The organism is Veillonella orientalis, assembly GCF_018406505.1.
GTDB lineage: Bacteria > Bacillota > Negativicutes > Veillonellales > Veillonellaceae > Veillonella > Veillonella nakazawae.
In genome coordinates this window covers 329,786-355,649 of sequence record NZ_AP022322.1, presented here as the reverse complement: position 1 = coordinate 355,649, position 25,864 = coordinate 329,786, and the positions used below count along the sequence as shown (strand labels likewise).

29 protein-coding genes and 2 riboswitches are annotated in these 25,864 nt (G+C 39.1%); of the genes, 4 read left to right on the top strand and 25 right to left on the bottom strand.

Annotated features, from left to right (window positions below):
• Positions 1–77 precede the first annotated feature (77 nt).
• Positions 78–1,184, top strand: coding sequence for a redox-regulated ATPase YchF (ychF, locus tag VEIS1202513_RS01540; RefSeq protein ID WP_008602886.1), 1,107 nt, complete (start codon positions 78–80; stop codon positions 1,182–1,184).
• A 79-nt stretch (positions 1,185–1,263) separates the two neighbouring features.
• Here ychF and VEIS1202513_RS01535 read toward each other — a convergent pair whose 3' ends face one another.
• The 9 genes from VEIS1202513_RS01535 to VEIS1202513_RS01495 form a co-directional block, all read right to left on the bottom strand.
• A complete protein-coding gene (locus VEIS1202513_RS01535) occupies positions 1,264–1,500 on the bottom strand; it encodes a CsbD family protein (protein WP_213467654.1) in 237 nt (78 codons plus the stop codon).
• Between the two features lie 65 nt (positions 1,501–1,565).
• Positions 1,566–1,805 (bottom strand): GlsB/YeaQ/YmgE family stress response membrane protein, encoded by a 240-nt coding sequence (locus tag VEIS1202513_RS01530; protein WP_009351847.1) that lies wholly within the window; start codon positions 1,803–1,805, stop codon positions 1,566–1,568.
• 152 nt (positions 1,806–1,957) lie between these two features.
• A complete protein-coding gene (locus tag VEIS1202513_RS01525; RefSeq protein ID WP_213467653.1) occupies positions 1,958–2,668 on the bottom strand; it encodes an NAD(P)H-dependent oxidoreductase in 711 nt (236 codons plus the stop codon).
• 149 nt (positions 2,669–2,817) lie between these two features.
• The gene (locus VEIS1202513_RS01520; protein ID WP_244856321.1) at positions 2,818–3,672 is read right to left on the bottom strand and encodes an IS3 family transposase; all 855 of its coding nucleotides are present in this window, start codon (positions 3,670–3,672) and stop codon (positions 2,818–2,820) included.
• Positions 3,636–4,205, bottom strand: a complete 570-nt coding sequence (locus tag VEIS1202513_RS01515; RefSeq protein ID WP_244856214.1) for a helix-turn-helix domain-containing protein — start codon at positions 4,203–4,205, stop codon at positions 3,636–3,638. The genes VEIS1202513_RS01520 and VEIS1202513_RS01515 overlap by 37 nt, the downstream gene beginning before the upstream one ends.
• 51 nt (positions 4,206–4,256) lie before the next feature.
• Positions 4,257–4,514, bottom strand: coding sequence for a putative Se/S carrier protein (locus tag VEIS1202513_RS01510; RefSeq protein ID WP_213467652.1), 258 nt, complete (start codon positions 4,512–4,514; stop codon positions 4,257–4,259).
• 111 nt (positions 4,515–4,625) lie between these two features.
• Positions 4,626–5,225 (bottom strand): sulfurtransferase-like selenium metabolism protein YedF, encoded by a 600-nt coding sequence (yedF, locus tag VEIS1202513_RS01505; protein WP_213467651.1) that lies wholly within the window; start codon positions 5,223–5,225, stop codon positions 4,626–4,628.
• A gap of 169 nt (positions 5,226–5,394) precedes the next feature.
• Positions 5,395–6,426: a selenide, water dikinase SelD gene (selD, locus tag VEIS1202513_RS01500; protein ID WP_105085232.1), complete on the bottom strand. Its 1,032-nt coding sequence runs from the start codon at positions 6,424–6,426 to the stop codon at positions 5,395–5,397.
• A gap of 9 nt (positions 6,427–6,435) precedes the next feature.
• Positions 6,436–6,639, bottom strand: a complete 204-nt coding sequence (locus VEIS1202513_RS01495) for a DUF951 domain-containing protein (RefSeq protein WP_004693828.1) — start codon at positions 6,637–6,639, stop codon at positions 6,436–6,438.
• A gap of 596 nt (positions 6,640–7,235) precedes the next feature.
• On the opposite strand from VEIS1202513_RS01495, the gene rbr reads away from it, so the two are divergent.
• Entirely contained in the window at positions 7,236–7,781 is a 546-nt protein-coding gene (gene rbr / locus VEIS1202513_RS01490; protein ID WP_005387792.1) for a rubrerythrin, read from the top strand.
• A 249-nt stretch (positions 7,782–8,030) separates the two neighbouring features.
• On the opposite strand, the gene tnpA is transcribed toward rbr, so the two are convergent.
• The 4 genes from tnpA to thiW form a co-directional block, all read right to left on the bottom strand.
• The gene (gene tnpA, locus VEIS1202513_RS01485) at positions 8,031–8,492 is read right to left on the bottom strand and encodes an IS200/IS605 family transposase (protein WP_005380067.1); all 462 of its coding nucleotides are present in this window, start codon (positions 8,490–8,492) and stop codon (positions 8,031–8,033) included.
• Between the two features lie 200 nt (positions 8,493–8,692).
• A complete protein-coding gene (gene thiM / locus VEIS1202513_RS01480) occupies positions 8,693–10,210 on the bottom strand; it encodes a hydroxyethylthiazole kinase (RefSeq protein WP_156719586.1) in 1,518 nt (505 codons plus the stop codon).
• 4 nt (positions 10,211–10,214) lie between these two features.
• On the bottom strand, positions 10,215–11,057 hold the full coding sequence (gene thiD, locus VEIS1202513_RS01475) for a bifunctional hydroxymethylpyrimidine kinase/phosphomethylpyrimidine kinase (protein WP_213467650.1): 843 nt from the start codon (positions 11,055–11,057) through the stop codon (positions 10,215–10,217).
• Complete coding sequence (gene thiW / locus VEIS1202513_RS01470; protein WP_213467649.1) at positions 11,057–11,536, bottom strand: energy coupling factor transporter S component ThiW; 480 nt, start codon at positions 11,534–11,536, stop codon at positions 11,057–11,059. Before thiW ends, thiD begins: the two co-directional genes overlap by 1 nt.
• Before the next feature lie 63 nt (positions 11,537–11,599).
• Positions 11,600–11,694: riboswitch (TPP riboswitch) on the bottom strand.
• A gap of 81 nt (positions 11,695–11,775) precedes the next feature.
• Positions 11,776–11,881, top strand: a riboswitch (TPP riboswitch).
• A 52-nt stretch (positions 11,882–11,933) separates the two neighbouring features.
• On the opposite strand from thiW, the gene cytX reads away from it, so the two are divergent.
• Positions 11,934–13,127, top strand: coding sequence for a putative hydroxymethylpyrimidine transporter CytX (gene cytX, locus VEIS1202513_RS01465; protein ID WP_119207225.1), 1,194 nt, complete (start codon positions 11,934–11,936; stop codon positions 13,125–13,127).
• A 262-nt stretch (positions 13,128–13,389) separates the two neighbouring features.
• On the opposite strand, the gene VEIS1202513_RS01460 is transcribed toward cytX, so the two are convergent.
• From VEIS1202513_RS01460 to modA, 3 genes are all read right to left on the bottom strand, one after another.
• On the bottom strand, positions 13,390–14,019 hold the full coding sequence (locus VEIS1202513_RS01460; protein WP_213467648.1) for an ATP-binding cassette domain-containing protein: 630 nt from the start codon (positions 14,017–14,019) through the stop codon (positions 13,390–13,392).
• A gap of 8 nt (positions 14,020–14,027) precedes the next feature.
• Entirely contained in the window at positions 14,028–14,696 is a 669-nt protein-coding gene (gene modB / locus VEIS1202513_RS01455; protein WP_213467647.1) for a molybdate ABC transporter permease subunit, read from the bottom strand.
• Between the two features lie 119 nt (positions 14,697–14,815).
• Positions 14,816–15,604, bottom strand: a complete 789-nt coding sequence (modA, locus tag VEIS1202513_RS01450) for a molybdate ABC transporter substrate-binding protein (RefSeq protein WP_213467646.1) — start codon at positions 15,602–15,604, stop codon at positions 14,816–14,818.
• Between the two features lie 285 nt (positions 15,605–15,889).
• On the opposite strand from modA, the gene VEIS1202513_RS01445 reads away from it, so the two are divergent.
• A complete protein-coding gene (locus VEIS1202513_RS01445; RefSeq protein ID WP_213467645.1) occupies positions 15,890–16,879 on the top strand; it encodes an AEC family transporter in 990 nt (329 codons plus the stop codon).
• Between the two features lie 74 nt (positions 16,880–16,953).
• On the opposite strand, the gene VEIS1202513_RS01440 is transcribed toward VEIS1202513_RS01445, so the two are convergent.
• From VEIS1202513_RS01440 to glmS, 9 genes are all read right to left on the bottom strand, one after another.
• Complete coding sequence (locus VEIS1202513_RS01440) at positions 16,954–17,244, bottom strand: ArsR/SmtB family transcription factor (protein ID WP_024063797.1); 291 nt, start codon at positions 17,242–17,244, stop codon at positions 16,954–16,956.
• Positions 17,245–17,437: 193 nt separating this feature from the next.
• Complete coding sequence (locus VEIS1202513_RS01435; protein ID WP_005387768.1) at positions 17,438–17,884, bottom strand: universal stress protein; 447 nt, start codon at positions 17,882–17,884, stop codon at positions 17,438–17,440.
• 169 nt (positions 17,885–18,053) lie between these two features.
• Positions 18,054–19,325 carry a hypothetical protein gene (locus VEIS1202513_RS01430; RefSeq protein ID WP_213467644.1) on the bottom strand — a complete coding sequence of 424 codons (1,272 nt, stop codon included), beginning with the start codon at positions 19,323–19,325 and terminating at the stop codon, positions 18,054–18,056.
• Positions 19,326–19,333: 8 nt separating this feature from the next.
• Entirely contained in the window at positions 19,334–20,092 is a 759-nt protein-coding gene (locus VEIS1202513_RS01425; RefSeq protein WP_060923854.1) for an amino acid ABC transporter ATP-binding protein, read from the bottom strand.
• 113 nt (positions 20,093–20,205) lie between these two features.
• Complete coding sequence (locus VEIS1202513_RS01420) at positions 20,206–20,862, bottom strand: amino acid ABC transporter permease (RefSeq protein ID WP_005387763.1); 657 nt, start codon at positions 20,860–20,862, stop codon at positions 20,206–20,208.
• 123 nt (positions 20,863–20,985) lie between these two features.
• Entirely contained in the window at positions 20,986–21,798 is an 813-nt protein-coding gene (locus VEIS1202513_RS01415; protein ID WP_213467643.1) for an amino acid ABC transporter substrate-binding protein, read from the bottom strand.
• A 199-nt stretch (positions 21,799–21,997) separates the two neighbouring features.
• Complete coding sequence (locus VEIS1202513_RS01410; protein ID WP_060923856.1) at positions 21,998–22,474, bottom strand: hypothetical protein; 477 nt, start codon at positions 22,472–22,474, stop codon at positions 21,998–22,000.
• 36 nt (positions 22,475–22,510) lie between these two features.
• A complete protein-coding gene (trpS, locus tag VEIS1202513_RS01405) occupies positions 22,511–23,497 on the bottom strand; it encodes a tryptophan--tRNA ligase (protein WP_060923857.1) in 987 nt (328 codons plus the stop codon).
• A 58-nt stretch (positions 23,498–23,555) separates the two neighbouring features.
• The gene (gene glmS / locus VEIS1202513_RS01400; RefSeq protein ID WP_213467642.1) at positions 23,556–25,388 is read right to left on the bottom strand and encodes a glutamine--fructose-6-phosphate transaminase (isomerizing); all 1,833 of its coding nucleotides are present in this window, start codon (positions 25,386–25,388) and stop codon (positions 23,556–23,558) included.
• Positions 25,389–25,864: the final 476 nt, after the last annotated feature.

Genomic DNA, 25,864 nt, shown 5'->3' with positions numbered 1-25,864 from the left:
TATAATATTTATTTGATAGAGTTTCTACGGAAGCTTTCACAAAGAACGAAATCAATTAGTTAATAAAAGGTGGTACCATGAGCACAAATTTAGAAGTAGGCATCGTAGGCCTTCCAAATGTTGGTAAAAGTACATTATTCAACGCCATTACAAAAGCAGGCGCTGAAGCTGCCAACTATCCATTCTGTACAATTGAGCCAAACGTAGGTGTCGTTGATGTTCCAGATAATCGTTTAGCTGTATTGGCTGAAATGTTTGGTTCTAAACGCATCCTTCCTGCTGCTATGCGCTTCGTAGATATTGCAGGCCTTGTAGAAGGTGCGTCCAAAGGCGAAGGTTTAGGTAATAAATTCCTTAGCCATATCCGCCAAGTAGACGCTATTGCTCAAGTCATTCGTTGTTTCGATGACCCTAACATCACTCACGTTTCTGGCTCTATCGATCCAATTCGTGATATTGAAATCATCAACACTGAGCTCTGCCTTGCAGACCTTGAATCCGTGGAAAAACGTAAACAACGTATTGAAAAAATCGCTAAATCTGGTGACAAAGATGCGCGTGCTGAGTTACCATTACTAGAACGCATCATCGAAGGTCTAGGTGAAGCAAAACCAGTTCGTGCACAAGGTCTCGAAGAAGAAGAATTAGAAATGATCAAAGAGTTGACATTGCTTACAGCAAAACCATCTCTTTATGTAGCTAACATTTCTGAAGATGAAGTATCTGATTACTCTTCCAATGAATATGTAAAACGTGTTGAGGAATATGCGAAAAACGAAGGCGCTGGCATCGTTGTTGTTTCTGCTCGCATCGAATCTGAAATTGCTGAATTATCTGAAGAAGAATCTGCTGCATTCCTTGAAGATCTTGGCCTTGAAGAATCTGGCTTAACTAAACTTATCAAAGCAAGTTATGCACTCTTAGGTCTTATCAACTATTTCACTGCTGGTGAAATGGAAGCTCGTGCTTGGACAATTGTAAATGGCACAAAAGCGCCTCAAGCAGCTGGTAAAATTCACTCCGATATCGAAAAAGGCTTTATCCGTGCTGAAATCGTATCCTTCGATGACTTACAAGCTTGCGGTAGCCAAAATGCGGCTAAAGAAAAAGGCCTTGTACGCCTTGAAGGTAAAGACTACGTTATGAAAGACGGCGACGTTACACACTTCCGCTTCAACGTATAACACAAATTAATAACAAAAAACCAGTAAATCGATCGATTTACTGGTTTTTTTAATGCTACAAAATAGCTTTTATTTAATTTTATTTATCATCATTGCCCAATGCATTTTTAAGTCCACTAATAGCACCTTCTACAGCATCTTTAGCATCATCTGCAGTCTTTTTGATATCATTAACAACACTATCAGCAGCATCTTTTACTTTTGCTACTGTATTCTCAACAGCGCCTTCTGCTTGCATTTGTTTGTCATCAGTTAATTTACCTGCATTTTCTTTTACTGCACCTTTAGCTTGGTTCAATTTATCTTCTAATGCCATAATTGTGACTCCTTTCATGTAAAATCACGTTTAACCATATAAAATCTACTATTATAAGTAAAGGGCTATCCTTTTTTTCCGAAGAAAAATGAGACTACAGCAACAACAATTACTGCACCCAATACAGATGGAATTAAGGACATTCCTGCTAAGCTAGGACCCCAAGTACCAAATAGGGACTGACCTACGGACGAGCCAATTAAACCAGCAACAACGTTAGCGATAACGCCCATTGCACCGCCTTTGTTAGTGATGGCACCAGCTAGGAACCCGATAAAACCACCAACAATAATTGACCATAACATACAATCACTCCTTCCTATTTAATCAAAATATTCATAAATCCTATCAAATAATGCAGTTTTTATAAATATTTTAGAATCATTGTAGATTTATAATATAGCATTCAATTCTAAAGATTAAATGAAGAATTTCGATTTAGTTCTACATATATGATCTACTCAACTACTGTTACAATTTCATCCATTGTACGACGAGTTTTATTGCGATGTGGTTCTTCATCACGGTAACCAAAGGCAGCCATTACAGCAATGCCAAAGTGTTTAGTATCGAACAGGCCAAGTTCATCACCTAAGAGTGCTGTCATATCATCTTGATTGAAGCCTTCTAAAGCACAAGAATCTAAACCTTCATACGCCGCCATAGTCATCATATTCGCCATTACAATATATGTTTGTTTAGATGCCCAGTCAAAGGCTGCACGTTCAGACTCAAAGGTTTTATAGTCTTCTTTTGTAAATTGAGCATATTTTTCACGATATACCGCATCTATTTCTGCAGGCAATTGCTTAACTGTTTCTTGAATGTAACGTACATAAGAGGAGTCAAATTCTAAGTCCACTTTTTTACGTGTTAAGAACACCACAAAATGACTTGCTTCAAGGCCCGCATGAATGCCCCAGCCATGAGCTTTCATTTTTTCCCGAATTTCTGGATTTTGAATAACTAGCAATTCAAAAGGCTCAAAGCCAAGGGATGTAGGAGACAAACGTGCCGCATTAAGAATAGCATTCCAGTCTTCTTCAGAGATTGTCTTATTGCTATCAAACTTCTTACAAGCATAGCGATAGGTCATAGCGTACTCTAAATCTTTACGATCCAGTTTAGGTGCTGTTAATTTTACATTTTCTATTTCATATTTACTCATATGTACCTCCATAATTGATAAAAAATATCATATATCTATAGTATCATAGTTAGCCGTTAAATTATATAAGGATCCAAATTTTAATAAAAAACAAGAAAAAAGCCTAGACGATGTGATATGTACCCATTTTCCTGGACACATATTATTTACTAGCCTAAACACATGGATGCTTCCCTGTATTTTACAGGAGGCATCCATTTTGTTTTTTTCTGGATCCTTTTGTTGTTGTAATAGTTAATGTATTCTTCTATTGCTACTGCAAAAGCATTAAATGATGAATATTCTGTTTCAAAACCATAATATATTTCTGTTTTCAATCTACCAAAAAAGGTTTCCATCACAGAGTTATCATAACAATTTCCTTTTCTAGACATAGACTGAATAATGCCATGTTCTTTAAGTGCTTGTCTAAAATAGTTATGTTGGTATTGCCAGCCTTGATCAGAGTGGAAGATTAATCCCGAAAGATTAGTAAACTTCTTAAAGGCTTTCTCTAACATACGAGAAATCTGTTCTAAGTTAGGCCTTAATGCTAAGTCATAAGCAATAATCTCATTCGTATTCATATCTAAAATAGGCGATAAATAGCATTTTCCCCACGAGAAATTAAATTGAGATACATCAGTAGTCCATTTTTGTAATGGTGCAGTTGTACTAAAATCTCTATTGACGATATTTTCTGCTACTTTACCGACTTTTCCTTTGTAAGAGTGATACTTTTCCTTCGGTCGCTTTCCTGCGAGTCCCATGCTATGCATAAGTCTTTGCACTCGTTTATGATTAACTACAAAACCTCGATTAAGAAGTTCTTGGTATACACGGCGTACACCATACCGACCTTTATGTTCTGTAAAAATCTTTTGAATTTCATCTTTTAGCTCTGTATTTCTTTTATCTACAAGATCTACTTTAGTAATTTCAAAATAATAGGTAGATTTGGACATTGGCATAGCTTTCAAAAGATGCTTTAGTTGATAGCCTTGTTGGCGGAGCGTTTTGATAATCGCTGCTTTTTCGCCTTGAGACGCGCAGCTTCCTTTTCTTCTCTCAAGGCAATCTCTTTTTTTATGACTTCATTTTCAGCTTTAATATAAGCAATTTCAGCTCGTAAGCGAATGAGTTCCTCATATTCACTCTCTTTGAGCTCTCGAGGTGAGATAGTCTTAGGTACTTTCATTTTGCAATCCTTTGGTGGTCGTCCTTTAGGTTTATTAATAAGACCATTGTATCCCAAAGTTTTGTATTTATGAACCCATTGATACAGTTGTCCAGAATTAATACCCGCTACAATAGCTACTGATCTTAAACCTTGACCTGAAAGAACTTGGCATACTAACTCAAATTTTTCTTTTGGAGACCAATACTTATTAGTCCCTCGACATTTATTAATATCTGAACCATGAAGTCGTTCTAATTTAACCCAGTCCCTTATTTGTCTATGAAATGTATCTGTCCTCACACCTTTAGGTGTCTTGGGCCATTCACCTTGATAGAATAATTCAATTGCTTTTCTTTTAAATTCATAACTATATCTCATGAAAATACCCCCTTTACTGGTTGTCCAGTAAAGGGGGTACATATCAGATGTCTAGGCTTTATATGGTACTGCCAGCTCACCTTTTTCATACCAAAAAAGGCCAGATGTACTAATCTTATGTTCTTTTAAAATAGTCTGAACCCGCTCTACAATACTTGGATCTATTTGCACAGATAAACCACACATATCGTAAAGCTCGGGAGGTGTAGCCATCAATTGATGAGGCACCTCTAATTCTGTTAGTATCTTGTCCGCTTTATCCCCAAAATAATAGGACGTAAAGACGACTAACAATTTTTTATTTTCCAATGCCTCACCTCCTACCATAGCATATACCATTCCATTGTTATAACATTAACGATCCGTTTAAAGCTAAGACGTTCCGTCTAAACCTGTCAGTTAAAATGCTAGTGCTAAGAATTATAACTTAACTACATTCTCCCCAAGAATAGAGTCCGTAATAGCGTACATATTTGTAATGCTACCTACGCCAAGCTCTTCTTTTACCCCAAAGTAATCGAGACAAATGCCACATGCTGCAATTTCAACACCAAGATCAGCTAGTTTTTTAATATTTTCTAAATGAACAGAATCATTTACAACCATCTTAACACTGCTATTGATGAAATAGATTTTAGATGGTTTTACATCGGCTTCTACCATGCACACCCAGAAGGTTTTCATCAAATTTCTACCGAGCTCTTCACTACCTTCACCGAGATAATCTTTTGTCATCAAGATAACTCGATTACCATAGTTCATCGGTTCGCAACTCGCTTCTGTAACAGGATTTGCATTTGGCGTCATAGTGAGGTAGAAATCCTTACCATCTTGGCGGATTGCCACCCCATAACCGCGAGACTTACCAAACTTTTCTACATTATCACGACTCACTTCATTATCTACAATAGTAGTAATAACAGCATCTGGATTCGCATCGCTAACCTTCTTAGTTTCAATCACAGGTTTTGGACACAAGCTACCACGCACATCTACAGTTAATTCATTTGTATTGCTCATCATACACCTCTATATTATATACATTAAATATTTTGTAAAAGTATTACCTATCAGCTACCAGCTATCAGCTATCAGCTATCAGCTATCAGCTATCAGCTATCAGCTATCAGCTAATGATATTGTAATTAAATATCGATAGCCAATAATAGAAAACTTGTTTTTTATAAAACTATTCTGTAACACGTACCGCTAGCCCACTGAAACTTTCAACAGTACCAACAATACTAGCACAGTCAATGCCAGATTCGTGTAAGGCCTCAACCAATTTATTACCTTCACTAGCAGGCACGGAGAAAAGTAAGCCACCAGAAGTTTGGGGGTCAAAGAGAATATCCGTCCACACAGGGTCCAAATTCTGATCTACTTGAACGTCTGTTATAGCTTTTCGATTCCCATAGGATGCAGCTGGTACTAATCCCATTTGAGCCGCTTCGATGACATCATCAAAGAGAGGAATGTCGTAAGCCTTGATATGTATTGTCACATCAGAGGCACTAGCCATTTCTACAGAATGTCCCATTAGACTAAAGCCTGTTACGTCTGTACAAGCATGCACAGTAAAGTTGTGAGCCACCTCTGCTCCCACCCGATTTAACGTACTCATACTAGTGACGGCCTGCTCAGTACCTACAGGAAATAAATCACCTTTTAGAGCATTATTCATAATCCCTGTACCAATTCGCTTAGTTAATATCAGCACATCCCCTACTTGAGCCCCTTTGTTTTTCCAAATTCGATTTGGATTCACTTGCCCTGTTACAGACATACCAAAGATAGGCTCTTTATTTTCTATGCTATGGCCACCTACGATAGCTGCACCAGATTCAGCTACGATGGATCCCGCTCCATTTAATACATCTGTTAATATACCTTGTTCAACAAGAGGCACAGGGAACCCCACAATATTCATAGCTGTTAAAGGCGTACCGCCCATAGCATATACATCACTCAAAGCATTAGCAGCCGCAATTTTACCAAATAAAATAGGATCATTAACCATAGGCGTAAAGAAATCTAATGTTTGCACTAATGCTAGTGTATCTGAAAGTTTATATACCCCTGCATCGTCAGCACCTGTCATATCTGCTAGTACGTGTTCATTGGTAATAGGTGTCACTGCTTTTAATACACGATTTAATATATGAGGCCCAATCTTACACGCACAGCCCCCACTTGTTACGTAATCAGTGAGTCGTACCATACGTCCTCCTTATTCATTCTCGGGCAATCGAGATACGATTTTCTTAACTGCCTTTTCAAATTTCGGGCGCGGCATCAATAGTTGATGACCACAACCATTACATACGATGAGAAAGTCTGTACCAATCCGCTTAACTTCCCATTCATCACTGCCACAGGGATGTGACTTTTTCATTTTTACCACATCGCCTACGTAATATCTAACAAATGCCATAGCGCCTCCTTTTACATCGTTTAGTATTTATATACTTATTATACAAAAAATGCCATGTTCTATAAACATATCAGAATTCTATAGTTATTTTATGGAGAGTTATTAGTACATTTAACGAAAAGATTATTAATACGTAATCAATAATGATTTTTCATTTAGTTATCATTCTCAATATCAAAATAGGCTTATTTTATAAATCCCATACTATTCAACCTTTAAGAAACCGCATTTTTACTACATTGATAATATTTATCATTTAGAAAATTTTCGAAATAAATTTTACAAAAACACTTGCATTTCTCATTTAGTATGTTACAATATAGTCAACAATGATTATTCGTTAAGTATACGAATATCCCATTGTATATAAAACTGTTAAGACGGCAAGTGCCGAAAAAACAAAAATCAGTAAGTACTATTTTAAGAGTTAGGCAAGTGTCTATTTAATCCAAGAATAAGTTTTCTTACTAAGGCGAAGTCGCCCACGAAAATTGTAGAATAAGTATTCTATTATTTGAATTCACAACCAAGTGGTTATGAATATAGAAGTTAAGTAACAAATTTGAAAATTATCGTAAGTACAAAGGAGTATTAAAATGGCAGAATTAAAAGGTTCTAACACTGAAAAAAATCTTCAAGCAGCATTTGCTGGTGAATCCCAAGCATTCCAAAAATATACTTTCTACGCAGCAGCAGCTCGTAAAGCTGGCATGAACGAAATCGCTGATTATTTCGAAGAAACAGCTCACAATGAATCCGCACATGCTAAATTGTGGTTCAAAGCTCTTCATGGTGGCGACGTATCTTCCGATATCGAAGCTAACCTTCGTGATGCAGCAGCTGGTGAAAACTACGAACACACTACAATGTACAAAGATTTCGCTGACGAAGCTGAAAAAGAAGGCTTTGCAAAAATCGCTTACCAAATGCGCGAAGTTGGTAAAATCGAAGCTCGTCATGAAGCTCGTTACCTTGCATTAGCAGCTCAAGTATCCGGTAACAAAGTATTCACTAACGATGAACCAGTTGCTTGGATCTGCGCTAACTGTGGTTACGTACACGTTGGTGAAGAAGCTCCTAAAGTTTGCCCAGTATGTGCTCACCCACAAGCTTTCTTCCACCGTTTCGTGGAATCCATCTAATCTGTAAGTACGACACTAACTAAACTAACAACCTGTAAGTACAGATTTAAATTAAACACACCTGTAAGTACAATATAATCTTACAGTAAGTACTAACAACTTCCTTAATCAGAACCACCCGTAAAACGGGTGGTTTGCTCACGGGCTATAAGCCCGTAGTACTAGGCCAGCGTCTAAAGGCGCTGGCTTTCACTACGTTCAAGCCGCATAGCCATTGACTCGTAACGTTCCCCTTAAAGGGGATGTGTATTACTTGCTACCCTTAAAAGGGTCCTCATATTCTTTTACACTAAGTTTATCTTTCATTTGGTCATGTAACTCTTGCTCACGTATATATTTCTTTACTGTAGCCTCATTTAAACCTACCGTACTAACATAATACCCCTCGGACCAAAAGTGTCTATTTCCAAATTTATACTTTAAGTTTGCGTGTTTATCGAACATCATTAGTGCACTTTTCCCTTTTAAGTATCCCATAAAAGATGATACTGATATTTTAGGTGGGATTAATACTAGCATATGCACATGATCAGCCATAAGCTCCCCCTCTATTATCTTGACGCCCTTATATTCACATAAACGTCTCAATATTTCACGTAAACTATTTCTGTATTGATTATATATAACTTTACGTCTATACTTAGGTGTAAATACTATGTGGTATTTGCATAACCATTTTGTGTGCGCAAGGCTCTGTGTCTTTGTTGCCATATAAAATCACCTTTCTTTTGCATATAATTCGGCTTGAACACCTACATTATACTTAAGCAAGGTGATTTTTTTGTATAACTTTCGTTGCCGCACCCGCATAGCGGGTGGTTTAATGATTCGCGACTACGTCGCGAACCAGTCTAAAGACAATAACAAAAAGACGATGACTTAGGTCATCGTCTTTTTTTGTGTTCTATTCGCTATTTAGTACTATCCACTAAATGCTTAAACTGTTGTACCGCCTCATAAGGGTTATCTGCATGCGCAATAGCAGATATGATGGCAACACCACAGGCTCCCGCTTCTAGTATAGGCTTCGCATTGTCTAAAGTTATTCCCCCAATACCAACACATGGTAAGGTCAAGCCTTCTGCTTGTAGTTCAGCGACACGCTCCGGTCCACATGGCTCTTGTGCATCAGGTTTACTACTTGTAGCATACATAGGACCTACACCTACACAGTCAGCATAGATTATATCAGTCTTATGAAGTTCCTCCACGGAGTGAATGGAGATGCCAACCACCTTATGGCCTACAAGATTACGAACGGATTCTAGGCTCATATCCTCTTGCCCTACGTGAACGCCATCAGCATTAACAGCTACTGCTAAGTCTACATCATCGTTAATAATATAGAGTACATTGTACTTAGCACAGATTTGTTTTAACTGTTGGGCTAATTCTAATTTCTGTTGTCCCTCTAAGGTGCCCATTCCCTTTTCTCTAAATTGGAAACAAGTCACACCGCCTCGACAAGCATCCTCTACGATAGAGAGTAATCGATTTTCATTCAATTCCACATCTTGCGTACCACTGATGAAATATACTTCTAATTGATCCGGCACAACTAGAGGACGTATACGATTCTCGGACTTAAGCACCGCATCACCAAGAGAATATAAGGCATCCATAAAGGCTACACTAAAGCTACCAGGTTTTACGCCACTTACCTGCACTGCACTTTCACCGGCTAAACCATAGTAAGCCAATGCATAGGCGAGAAATTCACCGATAGATAGTCTGTTTTTACATGGATAATAAGCACTAAAGAAAGCCGCCAATACAGCTCCTAATAGACAGCCTGTTCCCGTTACAGCTGTCATAATAGGATGACCATGCGGTACGGCAAACACCCGAGTTCCATCAGAAACATAATCCTCTTCGCCAGTAGCTACAACAGGACAGTTGATAAGGCGCGCTAGACGATATGCGATAACAGCACTATCCTCGATTTGTCCTCCATCTACACCTTTACCGGTAGTGGATGTATCTGCCTGATTATTAGGAATTAAAGCATCGTATATAGCTTTAATTTCACTTTGATTACCTCGCACTAATGAGATATCACCAGTCTTAATCAAGTCTAACACCACAGATAAACGATAAGCCCCCGCATGACACCCCACTGGATCTAAAACGATAGGAACCTCATGTTTCTTCGCCAGTGCTATGGCCTCTTTATAGTAACTAACCTTGTCAGGTGTAAGAGTACCAATATTGATGAGTAGCGCCGATGCATGGACGATGAGGTCTTTCAAATCTTCACTACACTCACTCATCACAGGTGATGCGCCAATGGCGAGTAAACCATTGGCTGTAAAGGTCCTCACTACATCATTGGTAATACAAATAACGAGAGGATTTCTTTGGCGTAAAATTTCTAATATATTGAGTTCAGTCTCAATTTGATCATTCATATATGGATTTTTATTGGTCATATCACTATCTCCTCTCGTCATTTTTCAAGAGCTCATCCATCGTTTCAGGTCCATTAAATAAGAGGCCATAAGCCATATGATTAACGGGGCCACAGCCATTTCCCAGCCCAGGATTATGTTTAATAGCAAGTGCAATATAATCCTTGGCAATACCAATGGCATCCATTACATCAAGCCCTTTAGCGAGCTCCGCCGTTATCACTGCGGAGAAGGTACAGCCCGTTCCATGTGTGTGCACCGTATCATATTTAGGACTAGACCAAGTGCGTACGCTACCATCTTTGGTGAAAGCATAATCCGTTGCATCTTCACCGATATGACCGCCTTTAATGATAACTACTTGAGGTCCTAAGTCCTGTAAGATACGATTCGCCGCCGTTGTTATGTCACTTTCACAATCAATAGACATGTCCGCTAAAACCTCAGCTTCATTGCGGTTTGGTGTAATCACTGTAGCCATCGGAATAAGTTTAGATTTTAAGAAATTTACCGCTTCATCTGATACGAGTCGGTCACCGCTAGTAGCAATCATAACGGGATCCATTACATAAGGAATATTTTTACTCACATAAGGATAGATGAGGTCCATCATCTCCGGCAAAGCAATCATGCCGGTCTTAACGGCTTGTGGTTCAATGTCAGAATACACATCGTGTAATTGTCGGTCAATACTCTCTAGCGACAGATGTTCTACATGATGTACGCCCGTTGTATTTTGGGCTACCACAGAGGTAACAACAGCCATGCCGTATACGTGACGACTTTGGAAGGATTTCAAATCAGCCATAATACCGGCACCACCGCTTGGGTCTGTACCAGCAATTGTCAATGCAGTATGTAGTTTCATTATGCCTCCTTATGTAATAGATGACGACGAGATAAGATTTGTAATACTATGAAACCAATAAAGGCACCTGCTATAGAGCTCATGGAGAAGGATGTAATCAAAGTCAACAATGCCAAAGGTTTACCTAACAAGAAATTGGCTATAGGATAACTCACAAGAGCACCAATGAGGCCTGTACCGATGATCTCGCCTAAAGCCGCTGCCCAGATGACATTGTATTTCTTATATAAATACGCAGATAACCAAGCGCCAATCATGCTGCCAGGAAAGGCTAAAGGAGAACCTAGTGCCAATATATTCCGTAAACAAGATGTACTAAAGGCAGCACCTACGGAAAATCTAGCCCCCACCACAACGGCTAAGATAACATTAATCATATGTTGAAACGGAAAAATACGAGCCGGCCCAACAGGAATTGATGTAGTAGATAACACTACGCCTAAGGCCACACATATGCTTGCAATAATTAGTTTTTTCATAATACCTCCAAACATATAAAAACGAGACCACTCCAAATGGAATGGTCTCGTAATAGTTTAGTATTATGTTTCACTCCACTTCCCTACGCCAGTATTATCTGGATCAGGTCTAGGGTTTTGAATGGTCAATCTCAGCAAAAGCACCCCTAGTGGCAATATATTTTTATACTCTAGTTATAACATTATTATACAATCTATGCAACAAAAGAATTGACGGTTCACTTATAGACGCCTATAATAAAGCCATAACGGGGTGCTCACACGAGTGGGCTGAGAGTAAGCTAACGCTTTAACCCATAACCTGATTTGGATAATGCCAACGTAGGGAACATAGAGGATTAATAGCCGAGTTCCTGTGAACTCGGCTTTTTCTATGACTTCCTGGCAAGGAGGACGTATGAAAGATACACACATTACACAACCACAGTTCGCCATGATATGGTTTGGTGCCGCTCTATCCATAGCGGAGATTATGACGGGAACCTATCTGGCCCCCTTAGGGCTCACCCAAGGTCTATATGCCATCATACTGGGGCATATTATCGGCGGTATATTACTCTTTGGAGCTGGCCTCATCGGTGGACGCTTGCGGCAAGGCAGTATGAATACTACCGCTTTTAGCTTTGGCCCATTAGGGGCTAAGGGGTTTGCCTTTTTAAATATGCTGCAACTCATCGGATGGACTAGCATCATGATCTACGATGCTATGCTCGCCTTACAAGAGCTAGCACCCCTATCCCCTATGATTTGGACGATAGCTATTGGCGCGCTTGTCATCCTGTGGCTTTTCATCGGCCTCCACAATACGGGCTATATTCAAGCTATTGTATCTGTTCTATTGCTAGGGCTCACCCTCTACATGGGCGCTCACATGATTGCTCAATGGCCTAGTGAAAGTAGCCTTATAGCTAGTGGAAATATGAGTTTTATGGCAGCCCTCGAGTTATCTATCGCCATGCCACTCTCTTGGCTTCCTCTTATTAGTGATTATACGCGCGAAAGCAAAAAACCTTTCTCTGCATCACTGACAAGTGCTACAGTCTATACAGTAACAAGTATTGTTATGTATACCTTAGGTCTTAGTGCCGCTATCTTTGGCGGTGGCGACTCCATCATTACTATCATGATGAATGCAGGACTTGGCCTTGCGGGCCTCATCGTTATCATCTTCTCTACCGTTACTACAACCTTTATGGACGCTTACTCTGCAGGCGTATCTAGTACGACTATCTATAACGGTGCATCCAGCAAAGGCATCGCCGTCATCGTTACGCTCGTGGGCACTATTGCAGCTATTCTATATCCAATGGATGATATTACAGACTTCCTATACCTCATCGGCTCTGTATTCGCTCCGATGATTGCCATCTTATTGGCGGACTACTTTATCAATCGCCAACAAGTACAAACATTATCCGCTTATCTCGTACGAGGTCTTATTTGGTCCGTATCCGTTGGTTTATACCACTATATGTTACATAGTGAAAGCACAATAGGAGCTACATTACCAGCCTTTACAATGGCATTTGTCGTTACAGCTATCGTTGGATTTATAAGTAAAACAGCGCACATATCAACAGAAATTAAGTAGCATTAGCAAGTAACATCTATTATAAACGTACTAATTCAATGCTAAAGATTAAAGATAATAGTAAGTACACTGCTATCATTGCTATCAACTATCTAAAAAGAAAACACCTTCACAATCCACTAGTTACTGAACTATACATCTCAAAATTGTGTCCAGTTTTTGGCATGTAGTTCATAGGATTATGAAGGTGTTTTATGTATCTCTATTTAATTTTAAAGTATTTTATCACTGTATCAAAACCATACGATTTAAATGTTTATCATCATTCAGCAATCGTAATTAGCCCGTTTTCACAGGTCCAGTGTCTATCTCCTACGCTTTCTGCTTCGCTTTCATCATGGGTAACCCATACGCAAGGTACATCCCATTCACGGATGATAGAAACAAGATCCTCTCGAACTTGTTTACGCAAATTCCAATCTAATGCAGATAATGGCTCGTCGAGAAGCAACACAGTCGGTTTAGAGTAGAGCGCACGACCTAATGCAACCCGTTGTTGCTCACCACCGGATAAATTACCTGCCTTTATATGTCTATATTTTTCAAGACCTAACCGATTTAATAAACTATCGCACATATCCGGTGTGCCACGTTTACTATAGGTAACATTATGCTCTACAGATAGGTGAGGAAATACAATATTACCTTGTGGCATATAGCCTACTTGGCGTTCTTGAGCAGGCACCCAAAGCTTTTTATCTCGATCAACCCACGTCGTTTCATCACATTGAATACTGCCAGTTGTGGGTTTTACGAGGCCCGCGATGCATTTGATAAAGGTACTTTTACCACTACCGGACTGTCCCGTCAGCACAGTAATACCAGCCGGCAGCGCCCCATCGGCTTTCACAGTCACAGAAGGTCTAGCTACAGTAAAGGAAAATGTAATCATAGAACCTCCTAATTATTATCTGTATGGCGGAACAGGGAACCTTTTGTAATAAGGTGAATTCCGCTCAATAATGCCAATGTAAGAACACAAATATAAATAACGAGCTCAAAGGCATCCATGTACTGCCCTGCCTCTACATAGGAGTAGATAGCTAACGGCATAGTACGTGTTACCCTTGGAATATTACCAGCAATCAAGATGGTAGCACCAAACTCGCCCATAGCACGGCAGAACGCTAAAATACTACCTGTTAAAATACCTTTCCATGCGAGCGGTACAGATATGGTGAAGAAAATACGTAACTCTGAAGCACCTAAGGTGCGCGCTACATCCTCCATATTATGATCTACGGACTGCAATGCTGAACGTACAGTTTGATAAAACAGTGGAAATGCAATAACAGAAGAGGCTATGACAGCACCAGAAGCGGCAAAGACGACGCTCATGCCATGGGCTTCCAGCCAAGCCCCAAAGGCATAGCCCGGTGTAAATACCATAAGCAGCGCAAAACCAACGACTACAGGAGGTAATACTAGAGGTAATGTAATAAGGGCATCAAGAATAGCAATGCCGCCCCATTTACAGCGTTTCATCCAATAACAAGTTGCTAAGCCACTTAAAATAACTATAATAAGAGCAATACTTGCCACCCATAATGATAACCAAAATGGACTCATGCTATCCCCCCTTTCTATTTAATAATGCTGAAATCATATATTTCCAGCTAGGACTAACAACAATAATATATATATTGTACCATAAGAAAACGCTAGCCATGAGAGCTAGCGTTTTACTCTTATTTAGAAGTGGAGAAACCGTATTTCTCTAATACTTTTTGTCCCTCTGGGCTCATTACATATTGGTAGAAATCTTTTGCCAATGCATTGTCATATTTTTTAATGATACCGATTGGATAGATAACTGGATCATGAGAATCTGCAGGTGTTACTGCGGAAATTTGAACGGCATCACCTGCCGCAATAGCATCAGTTTTATAGATAAAGCCCGCATCACCAGCACCTTGGCTAATAGATGCTGTTACAGCTTTTACGTCTTTAGCATATACTACATTTGGTTCAACTTGTTCCCAAACACCTAATTTTGTTAATACTTGTTTACCATAGTTACCAGCTGGCACTGTTTCAGGGTTTCCCAATACAATGCGTTTCACACTAGCAATTTGATTTAATTCAACTTTAGGTTGACCTTTTGGAACTACGAGAACGAGTTCATTTGTAACGAACGGTTTTACATCACTTACAAGGTCTTTTTCTTGTAACATTTTCATATTTTTTTCGTCAGCAGAGATGAATAAGCTAGCTGGTGCACCTTGTTCAATTTGTTGACGCAATGTGCCAGAACCAGCAAAGTTAATAACAATTTGATCATCTGCTAAATTATGGCTTTTTTTGTAAGCATCAGCCAGTTCTGTAAGAGCCCCTTTAAGACTAGCAGCTGCTTGTACAGTAATCTTTTCGGATGTACTCGGTTTAGCAGATTCGGTTGGTTTGCTTGCATCGTTACCACAGCCTACTAGAAAAGCAAGCATAAAAATGCTCATTAATACTAATAGAATTCGTTTCATAATTCCTCCTGTGCATCCCTTTGGACTCCACACTGTGAAAGCTATGGTTACTCACCGTAGAGACACCATCAAATAACAAACTAAAATATACGATATATTCACATTATACTATAAGTTTGTTCATTAAGATGTATGTAATAACTCACATTTTGTATATATATTTCTGATAGAAACCATAAGAAATCATAATGGATAAAACTTTTAAGCCCCAAATAATACATACTATGGTATCATAATATTATGATTAACTATGCTATATATTAATGAGAAACTCTAGGTGAGACGATGAATATATTCGAATTAATAGGCCATATATTTATGAACTCTATGGTTCCTATCTTCATGCTTATAGGCGTAGGCTTTATATTAGATAGAAAATTCAAACTAGATCTGTATACGCTGAGTAAACTAAACTTCTACATATTATTACCAACCTTTGTATTTAGGGCCATGTATGAAGCTAAATTTACATCCGGTACGTTAGAAATTGTATTTTGTGCACTAGTTGTACTCATACTGAACTCTATACTTTCAGGTGTGGTCGGCAAAATACAAGGTTATGATGTAGCAAAAATCGCCACATTAAAGAACTGCGTTATGTTTAACAATGTCGGCAATATGGGCATCGCCCTTGCTATCTTTGTTTTTACCAATGTGCCCTACGTCATCGATGGCGCAACCCCCTATGCTGATTTAGGTCTTGTCAGCGTTGTATCCATTATGATTATACAGACCATTACGAGTAACACCTATGGTTTCTACCAAGCTGGTGCTGGCCGATTGAGTACAAAAGATGCCTTAAACGTAGTCTTCCATATGCCAATGGTATACGCCATTCCTCTAGCATTACTTTGTCAGCTATTGCCTTTTGATTTACATGGCCTCTTCTTCTTTGCACCTCTTAAGATTTTTGCTAATGCCTTCGTTGGTGTTGCGATGATTGCCTTAGGGGTACAAATTAATAGAACACCATTAAACTTCTTTAAGGCCGATGTTATGCTCGCTACATCCTTACGACTCATCGTAAGCCCTCTTATCGCAGCAGTTATGACTATACTCTTTATTATGTTCTACGGCCCAATGCATCCAATAGCAGCACAGACTATAGTCATTACCTATAGTGTCCCAACAGCTATTAATATGGCACTCATTGCTATTGAAATGAAGAATAATCCTGAATATGCTACGCAAATCGTTATGGGCACCACAATTCTATCAGCCGTAACTATGCCGCTATTTATTACAATCGCCTATTATCTTTTCCCATTATATTAATACTAGTATACCTATACAAAAAGGAGCCCTTTTAAAGGGCTCCTTTTGTACACTTTAAACAAGTATCGTCTTACTTACTGATGAGATACGTGTTCCATACCCATTCTTACGAGACCCTCCACATGATCATCGTTTAGAGAGTAGTATGCGGTTTTTCCTTCCTTGCGATAGGTCACAAGGCGTGCTTGACGCAAAACGCGTAGTTGGTGTGAAATAGCGGATTGACCCATTCCCATTGTTTCTGCGATGTGATTTACACACATTTCATTTTCTAATAATAATTCTACTATTTTAAGGCGTGTAGGGTCACCTAAGATTTTAAACAGCTCTGCTAGCTTTAGCAATGATTCTTGTTTGTCGCTCATATAGTCCCCCTCAATTTCATTCATATTCATGCTTATAATCTGTATTTCTTATGTATAACTAATCGATGTTGCTTAAATTAGATTTCTCATATATAGAGCATATATATAAATATTATATCATTTTTATTATATTAAAAAAGAGACTTTGTAAAAACAAAGTCTCTTTTTGTATCATATCAAAACAGGATATGAATTATTTAATGATTAATACAGGGCAAGTGGAGTGGCTAGTTACATAGCTACTTACGCTACCCATGAATAAGCCTTTCAATGGACCAAGACCACGGCTACCCATTACGATAAGATCAGCATTGTATTTTTTAGCTACTGCCAACAATGCAGGACCAGGGGAGCCAACTTCGAATACGCTTTTAACTTTTACACCTGTAGGAATTTCTTTCACTACATCGTTAAGAATTTCTTTACCAGTTTCTTCCATATCTTCCGCAATTTGTTCAGATACGTAGCCACCGGAAATTGGTGTTTGATCGAAATTGGAAATAGCAGACACAATGTTTGCAACGTGAACAACAATCAATTCAGCATGGTTGCGGTCCGCTACAGCGAGAGCATGTTCCAACGCACGTTTAGCATTTTCAGAACCATCAGTAGGTACGACAATAGTTTTGTAGGTAACCATAATAACCCCTCCTATTTCTAATCCCTCAAAGGGGATATGATCAAAGATCGTTTAGCCTATATTATTATATTCTAGACCATCAAGGAAAACTCCTCTTTTTCTAGAGGATTTCTTTTATTATAGCACAAATTATACAGAATTATACAAATAAAAGAATATTATGTGTATATTACAACACTTGTGAAGATTGGTTCGTATTCAATGTAGTAGTCAACTTAAATCCATCGAGCACATCGATAAGCTCTGGTGTGCTAAGGCTTGTGCCTGCTGGGCCAATCATACGAGCCACAGCTACATTGCCTTCATTACCTAAGATAATAGTAGCTGCGAAGGATACCGGTGCCGCTGCGGATGTATCAGCTGTATTAGGATTCTTCATATGACCTGCCAAGTAGAACATAACATTACCATCAATAATATGTGTTTCATAACGAGTGATGGTTGCCTTATTCACCTCAACCAATTGTTTAAGATAGTAATCACCTAGCATTTGTTTGCCCATCATCGTAGGCATGCCTGTGCTAACTGCTTGTACTGGAATTGTAAAAGATTCAATATCAAGGCGTATATTATGCTTAGTGAAAGCAATTTTCCCCTTTTCATTAAGACGGGTAAATCCTTTTGGATAATTAAATTTGATGCCTTCATCTACGCTAATGTCACTAGTGCCAGAGATAAATTGTTTAACACCTTTAATCGTACTAGAACCAGTTTTATTTAATAATTCAAAGGACGGAATCGTATGTTCCATCAAACCTTGTTCCATAAACTCCCCTTGAATAGGAGCATAAGTACTAGCTAAATTATAGCGATGTGTTGGGTCCTTATCCATGATGAATTCCGCTTCAAATACGGATTGAACAGGCTCTGTAGAGGTCATTTCAGCATACGATTTTGGTGTCGTCTTATCCCAACGCGCTGATATAGCCCCTTTCTTGTTAAAGAAGCCACCAACAATATCATTATTTTCAAAGGCATTACTATGTTGACGCCAAATGCTCAAGTATTCTTCATCAGACATGCCCTTGATTGGCACACCATACCAAGTCGTATTCCATTCTTTTTGAGATACCCCGTCTTGCGGTGTATTATTGCGCTTTGTGAAAGACACTGTATAGGAATCATCTTGAGTTGGACCGGCTAAGTTGAAAGAATAGCCTTGAATATGCTCACTTTCACTGCGCACATCCATATCCAGTTTAACACCATCTGCTACACGCCAAGGAAGCGTAAAGGTATAGCCATTTTTATAATCCTTAACCACTGTATTCATCGTAGTAGCATAGGACTTATATTGTTCTGGCAAGATAGATGCAGAGTCTTTTTGTGAGTCTACAATAGCTATTGGTGTGCTAGGTGTACCCTGCAAACCTTCCGCCATAATAGAGGTCGTGCCCATAGCCATTACAGCTAATGTAGCGGCAATAAAACGTAACTTCATAAGACCTCCTATAACATATTCTCCAAGAACGCTTTCGTTCTATCGTTCTGTGGATTATTGAAAATTTGCTCTGGTGTGCCTTCCTCTTGGATGACACCGTCGGCCATGAAGATGACACGGTCAGATACTTCACGAGCAAAGTTCATTTCATGAGTTACGATAATCATCGTCATGTGATCATCGGCCAATTGTTTAATAGTCTTTAGAACCTCACCTGTTAACTCTGGGTCAAGAGCAGATGTTGGTTCATCAAAGAGCATAATTTCTGGATTCATCGCCAATGCACGAGCGATAGCCACACGTTGTTGTTGGCCCCCAGATAAACGGGATGGATACATATCGCGCTTTTCCCATAGGCCAACTTTATTAAGTAATCGCTCTGCAATCGGTAAAATCTCATCATCTTTCATGCCTTTTACCATACGCGGTGCGATCATAATATTATCGAGCACTGTCATATGAGGGAATAAATTGAAAGATTGGAACACCATGCCCATGCGTAATAGCAAGTCATGTTGTGTTTCTTGGCTTGCATAGTTTACAGTGCCATTAGCATCAGTACTAGCAAGAACAGTGCCATCTACAGTAATAGAACCACCGTCGATAGTCTCTAATTGACCTAAACAGCGCAAGAATGTAGATTTACCAGACCCAGAAGGACCGATAATAGAAACGATTTCCCCTCTATTCATTTTGAGCGATACATCGCGCAATACAGTTTGATTGTTAAAGCGTTTTTCAATACGCTCCATATTTACAAATGTCATAAGTACCTCTTAAATCGTCGCATCCTTTTATCTAAACATACTAATCATTGAGTATTAGTCCACTATATGAACAATAATTGGATGTAAAATACGACAAGCAACTAGAGAATAGATTAATCTTCGTATACAGCAAATCTTCTTTCTAAGTAGTTGAAGATATTTGTCAAAATAAAGGTAAAGATCAAGTAGAACAAAGCTGCCACCAAGAAGGCAGAGATGTCAAAGTCACGTTGTACGATAGATTTTGTAATACGCAAGATATCGTTCATAGCCAATACGTATACGAGAGAAGTATCTTTCAACAAGTTAATTGTCTCATTCGCAAGTGGAGGCAATACGCGTTTAAACATTTGTGGCAAGATGATCTTACGCATCGTTTGGGCATAAGTAAATCCAAGAACCTTTGCCCCTTCGTACTGACCACGAGAGATGGATTGAATACCACCGCGGAAAATTTCACATAAATACGCTGCGTAGTTCAATACGAATGTAAGCACTGCAGCTGTAGCATCATCCATTTGGACTGCACCATCTGTAATGATAGGCAATGCATAATACACGAATAAAATTTGAAGCATTAGTGGTGTGCCGCGCATCAAATATACAAAGGCTTCAACGATTTTGTCTAGCACTGTAAATTTAGATAAACGTACCAAAGCAAGTAGAATACCGCCAGGGATGGATAGGATCCATACAATACAGAATAGCGATACTGTTACCTTCAAACCATCAGCGATGGTTGGGATAATCTGCAATAAATAATCTAACATGGAATACTCCTTCAAAACACGACTAGAGAAGAGGCATCTGGCCTCTTCTCTAGTGTACATTTCGTTCTTTAATTATCTGTTGTACAAACTGACCATAGTACTATTAGTATATCACGAATTGTACTATTTAGCATCGCTCTTATCTAGGTCTGCGCTAGAACCTAACCATTTTTCAACGATTTTATCAGCAGTACCATCTTTTTTCATTTCAGCTAAGATACCATTGATTTTATCACGCAATGCAGTGTCATCTTTACGGAAGCCAACAGCGAAGTTATCAACACCGTAATCAGTACCTTCTACGATTTTGTATTTACCAGGTTCTTTTGTCATGAGGTAACGAGCGATAACACCATCTGCGATAACTGCATCAACACGTCCAATACCAAGATCCATGAAAGCACTTACGAAATCAGCATAAGATTTAGTTTCTTTCACAGTTTTACCACTCGGATCATTTTGCAATGCAGATTCACCAGTACTAGCTTGTTGAACACCTACTACTTTGCCTGCAAGATCGGCTTTAGATTTAATGGATTCATCTTCATTACGAACGACGATGTATTGTTTATCCTTCATATATGTGTTGGAGAACAAGATATTTTTCTCACGTTCAGGAGAAACTGTTAAGCCATTCCATAAAGCGTCGATTTTTTTAGATTTCAACTCAGCTTCTTTACTGGACCAGTCGATAGCTTTGAACTCTACTTCCATGCCAGCGCGTTTAGCTGCTTCTTTAGCCATATCGATATCAAGACCTACGATTTCGCCTTTATCATCTTTAAAGCCCATTGGAGGGAAGCTATCATCTAAGCCGATAACGATTTTTTTAGGTAATTCTTTATTAGCAGTTTTAGTATCGCTACCACAACCCGTTACAAATACCATCATAGATACTGCTGCAAGGCCAACGGCCATCATTTTTTTCCAATTCATAACTATCCTCCACTGTGTGTTACACCTTTAACTACTTGCTATTCTATGCTGTACAGAACTCATGTCTGTACCCGATGATTGTATTATACTTTAGTTCATTAAAGTTGTAAATAGCTAATTTGATAAATTTTAGAATTTTTTAGTTCTCTCATGGTTCATACAGGATTATAGTACTAAATCCTTTGTATATACGCATACATTATGTATCTGAATGCTTATGAATCGCTTCAATCATGGCCATTTTGTCTTTATACCCTACCTGTGCGAGATCTAATGGTATTACATAAATCCCACCATGACCATTCATGGCCTGCAACTCACGCCAACCTTCAGTAAATCCAATTATATGCTCATAATCGACAAAGACAAAATATTCATCGCCATGAAAGAGGCTGTGAAAGTATTCTTTCACAGAAAAAGGCCTTCGCTTTAACACGAGGCCCTTTTCACAGATAAATGCTTGACTTTCACCTAATCTATGAAGGGTCCACAATATTACGAGTAACAACAGGTAATACCATATACGCTCAGCCCAATCGGCGGGCATATATTTTACAATTAAGGCGCAAACCAATAGACCGATGATACGACCGGCCCACTGAATTCCACGATGTATTTCTAAGCTCTGTTGTACGGTACCTGATGAAAAGCGTTCCATCGCCTCTTGTTTCGTCATGGCTTACCTCACAAATTGAAAGTCTACTATATGATTTTATTTACGGCACAAGCCCATAGCTTGCTCTACTTTACGATACATTTGACTTGCTTTAGCATGAGCCTTAGCAGCACCTTCATCGAGAATAACATCGAGTTCAGGGCTTGTAATCAACTCATTGTAACGTTGTTGAATTGGCTCAAGAGTTGCCACCAATAGGTCTGCGATATCGGATTTGAAGACACCATAACCTTTACCGGCATACATTTCTTCGATAGCTTCATAGCTGTCTTTTGTGATAGCACGGTAAATGCCCATCAAGTTAGAAATGCCAGGTTTGTTTTCTTTATCATAACGCACCGCGTTATCAGAGTCAGTTTGAGCGCGTTTCAATTTTTTCACGATCAAGTCTGGTGCATCCAAAAGACGAATTGTAGCATTTTGGTTATCATCAGATTTACTCATTTTCTTAGTTGGCTCTTGTAAGCTCATAACGCGAGCACCACCTTCGCCTACCTTGATATCAGGTACTACGAAAGTTTCGCCAAATCTACGGTTAAAACGCTCTGCCAAATTACGAGTCAACTCAAGATGTTGTTTTTGGTCCTCACCTACTGGAACATAGTTAGTACCATATAACAAAATATCTGCCGCCATCAATGGTGGATACGTAAGCAACGCTGTAGGGATAGAGTCACCTTGCTTTTGAGACTTATCTTTGTACTGTGTCATACGCTCTAATTCGCCAACATAGCTGATAGATTGCATAACCCAACCGAGTTTAACATGCTCAGGCACTTCGGATTGTACGAACAATGTTACCTTTTTAGGATCGAGGCCAACCGCTAGGTACAACGCAGCCAAATTACGAGTATTTTGGAATAACTCTTTTGGATCTTGCGGTACAGTGATCGCATGTTGGTTAACGATGCAATAATAACATTCATCAGTATCTTGATACTCTAAGAAATTACGTAAAGCCCCCAAATAGTTGCCAAGTGTTAATTCCCCACTTGGTTGGATGCCGGAAAATATAACTGCCATAATAGTCTCCCTATATTGAAATAAACCAACAGTGCCGAAGCACTGTTGGTTATATATATTATTCTACGGTTACAGATTTAGCCAAGTTACGTGGTTTATCTACATCTGCGCCGCGTGTAATCGCTGCGTAGTACGCCAATAATTGCAATGGTACAACCGCAAGGATTGGAGCGATGAATTTATTTGCACGAGGCACATAGATTGTATGATCTACGTGTTTAGATAATTCTTCGTCACCTTTCATGCCAATACCGATTACAACAGCTTCACGAGCTTTTACTTCACGGATATTGCTGATCATCTTATCGTACACATCTTCTTGTGTAGCCAATGCGATAACAGGTACGCCTTCTTCAATAAGCGCCAAAGTACCATGTTTCAACTCACCACCAGCATATGCTTCAGCATGGATGTAAGAAATTTCTTTCAATTTCAAAGCACCTTCCATTGCTACTGCGTAGTCGATAGCACGGCCCAAGAAGAACGCATCAGATTTGAAGCCATAATGCTTTGCAAAGGCTTTCATATCTTCGTCTACTTCAAAGATTTCATGAATCAATGTAGGCAAGCTTTTAACACCACAAAGGATTTCTGCGCCTAAAGCCGGATCCATTTTACCATTCAATTGGCCAAGGTATACAGCGAACAACAAACCTGCTACTAATTGAGTAGTATACGCTTTTGTAGACGCCACAGAGATTTCAGGACCTGCCCACGTATATACAGTGTTATCTGCTTCACGGGAAATACTGGAACCTACTACGTTTGTAATTGCCAAGGATTTAGCGCCATGACGTTTAGCCTCTTTCAAAGCAGCCAATGTATCGGATGTTTCACCAGATTGACTGATAACGATACATAATGTTTTATCATCAGTCAACGGATTGCTATAACGATACTCAGATGCGATTTCCACATTTACAGGAATGCGCGCCAAGTTTTCAATATATTGTTTTGTTACAAGACCTGCATGGTATGCAGTACCACATGCAACGATGAGGATTTTATTGAAAGCTGCTACATCGTCAGCTGTCCAGTTCAATTCCTCAAAGTGTACAGTTTTACCATCTTCGGAGATGTGTGTACCAAATGTATCGCGAACTGCTTTAGGTTGGTCATGAATTTCTTTCAACATGAAGTGTTCATAACCACCTTTTTCAGCAGCCTCTGCATTCCAGCTTACGTGGAATACTTCTTTATCGATAGCATTACCTTCACGGTCAAATACGGATACATTATCACGAGTTACGATAGCTAATTCACCATCGCTCAAGATGTATGTATCACGTGTGTAGTTAATGATTGCTGGAATATCGGATGCAACGAAGTTTTCGCCTTTGCCAAGACCGATAACCAATGGATTTTCTTTTTTAGTACAAATGATTTTGTCTGGCTCATCAGCACAGATGATTTCAAGAGCATACGCACCGTCAACACGAGCGAGCATGCGGCGTACAGTACTTACGAAATCGCCATCGTACATATCCTCTAATAAATGAGCTACTACTTCTGTATCAGTTTCAGATTTGAAATGGTACCCTTTTTCGATGAGCTCTTCTTTTAAAGGCATGTAGTTTTCAATGATACCGTTGTGAACAACAGCAAATTTACCATCTTCAGAGGAGTGAGGATGGGCGTTCATATCGGATGGACGACCATGAGTAGCCCAACGCGTATGACCAATACCTACAGTTCCTTCATTAGGATCTGCTTTTACAATCGCCTCAAGATTAGCTAGACGGCCAACCTTTTTTTGAATTTTGATTGCATTTTCAGCACCAATAACAGCGATGCCTGCAGAGTCATAACCACGGTATTCTAATTTCGCCATACCGTCCAATAAGAAATCAGATGCTTGATTAAAGCCAATGTATCCTACGATACCGCACATAAATATATCCTCCTATAACTGGGGGCATTCTAGCCCCAGCCAACAACTAAGGCTAATTAATGTTCTAGATTAATGTTCTAGATTAATGTTCTAGATTAATGTTCTAGATTAATATTTCAATTATGTATTAATTATTACTTTAATACAATTCATTCAGATACACTTTGTCTCCATTGTTACCAATGGGCTTTTTAGTATCTGTTACGACATGAATATGCCGGAAGAGCATCCGCTGATTATTCGATCACTCTTCACCTCGTCTACCCTAACGACTGCCTTCGCGGGTACTTGCGCTATTCGCTCTTACGAATTGTGAAACTCCTTTCTATAAGATACGGCAGATCTTTAAAGTATACATCGTATACCAATCTATATTATACGTGATAATGAATGGTGAAAGCAAGACATCCTTATCGACATATCTAAAAATCACGATTAGTATTTCTTTATAAATCCCATGTATCATTCATACTATT

What these genes read in the sequence shown, in the direction of transcription:
- ychF (WP_008602886.1), top strand. Translation starts at nt 78, where the DNA reads ATGAGCACAAATTTAGAAGTAGGCATCGTAGGCCTTCCAAATGTTGGT.
- VEIS1202513_RS01535 (WP_213467654.1), bottom strand. Translation starts at nt 1,500, where the DNA reads ATGGCATTAGAAGATAAATTGAACCAAGCTAAAGGTGCAGTAAAAGAA.
- VEIS1202513_RS01530 (WP_009351847.1), bottom strand. Translation starts at nt 1,805, where the DNA reads ATGTTATGGTCAATTATTGTTGGTGGTTTTATCGGGTTCCTAGCTGGT.
- VEIS1202513_RS01525 (WP_213467653.1), bottom strand. Translation starts at nt 2,668, where the DNA reads ATGAGTAAATATGAAATAGAAAATGTAAAATTAACAGCACCTAAACTG.
- VEIS1202513_RS01515 (WP_244856214.1), bottom strand. Translation starts at nt 4,205, where the DNA reads ATGAGATATAGTTATGAATTTAAAAGAAAAGCAATTGAATTATTCTAT.
- yedF (WP_213467651.1), bottom strand. Translation starts at nt 5,225, where the DNA reads ATGAGCAATACAAATGAATTAACTGTAGATGTGCGTGGTAGCTTGTGT.
- selD (WP_105085232.1), bottom strand. Translation starts at nt 6,426, where the DNA reads ATGGTACGACTCACTGATTACGTAACAAGTGGGGGCTGTGCGTGTAAG.
- VEIS1202513_RS01495 (WP_004693828.1), bottom strand. Translation starts at nt 6,639, where the DNA reads ATGGCATTTGTTAGATATTACGTAGGCGATGTGGTAAAAATGAAAAAG.
- rbr (WP_005387792.1), top strand. Translation starts at nt 7,236, where the DNA reads ATGGCAGAATTAAAAGGTTCTAACACTGAAAAAAATCTTCAAGCAGCA.
- tnpA (WP_005380067.1), bottom strand. Translation starts at nt 8,492, where the DNA reads ATGGCAACAAAGACACAGAGCCTTGCGCACACAAAATGGTTATGCAAA.
- thiM (WP_156719586.1), bottom strand. Translation starts at nt 10,210, where the DNA reads ATGACCAATAAAAATCCATATATGAATGATCAAATTGAGACTGAACTC.
- thiD (WP_213467650.1), bottom strand. Translation starts at nt 11,057, where the DNA reads ATGAAACTACATACTGCATTGACAATTGCTGGTACAGACCCAAGCGGT.
- thiW (WP_213467649.1), bottom strand. Translation starts at nt 11,536, where the DNA reads ATGAAAAAACTAATTATTGCAAGCATATGTGTGGCCTTAGGCGTAGTG.
- cytX (WP_119207225.1), top strand. Translation starts at nt 11,934, where the DNA reads ATGAAAGATACACACATTACACAACCACAGTTCGCCATGATATGGTTT.
- VEIS1202513_RS01460 (WP_213467648.1), bottom strand. Translation starts at nt 14,019, where the DNA reads ATGATTACATTTTCCTTTACTGTAGCTAGACCTTCTGTGACTGTGAAA.
- modB (WP_213467647.1), bottom strand. Translation starts at nt 14,696, where the DNA reads ATGAGTCCATTTTGGTTATCATTATGGGTGGCAAGTATTGCTCTTATT.
- modA (WP_213467646.1), bottom strand. Translation starts at nt 15,604, where the DNA reads ATGAAACGAATTCTATTAGTATTAATGAGCATTTTTATGCTTGCTTTT.
- VEIS1202513_RS01445 (WP_213467645.1), top strand. Translation starts at nt 15,890, where the DNA reads ATGAATATATTCGAATTAATAGGCCATATATTTATGAACTCTATGGTT.
- VEIS1202513_RS01440 (WP_024063797.1), bottom strand. Translation starts at nt 17,244, where the DNA reads ATGAGCGACAAACAAGAATCATTGCTAAAGCTAGCAGAGCTGTTTAAA.
- VEIS1202513_RS01435 (WP_005387768.1), bottom strand. Translation starts at nt 17,884, where the DNA reads ATGGTTACCTACAAAACTATTGTCGTACCTACTGATGGTTCTGAAAAT.
- VEIS1202513_RS01430 (WP_213467644.1), bottom strand. Translation starts at nt 19,325, where the DNA reads ATGAAGTTACGTTTTATTGCCGCTACATTAGCTGTAATGGCTATGGGC.
- VEIS1202513_RS01425 (WP_060923854.1), bottom strand. Translation starts at nt 20,092, where the DNA reads ATGACATTTGTAAATATGGAGCGTATTGAAAAACGCTTTAACAATCAA.
- VEIS1202513_RS01420 (WP_005387763.1), bottom strand. Translation starts at nt 20,862, where the DNA reads ATGTTAGATTATTTATTGCAGATTATCCCAACCATCGCTGATGGTTTG.
- VEIS1202513_RS01415 (WP_213467643.1), bottom strand. Translation starts at nt 21,798, where the DNA reads ATGAATTGGAAAAAAATGATGGCCGTTGGCCTTGCAGCAGTATCTATG.
- VEIS1202513_RS01410 (WP_060923856.1), bottom strand. Translation starts at nt 22,474, where the DNA reads ATGACGAAACAAGAGGCGATGGAACGCTTTTCATCAGGTACCGTACAA.
- trpS (WP_060923857.1), bottom strand. Translation starts at nt 23,497, where the DNA reads ATGGCAGTTATATTTTCCGGCATCCAACCAAGTGGGGAATTAACACTT.
- glmS (WP_213467642.1), bottom strand. Translation starts at nt 25,388, where the DNA reads ATGTGCGGTATCGTAGGATACATTGGCTTTAATCAAGCATCTGATTTC.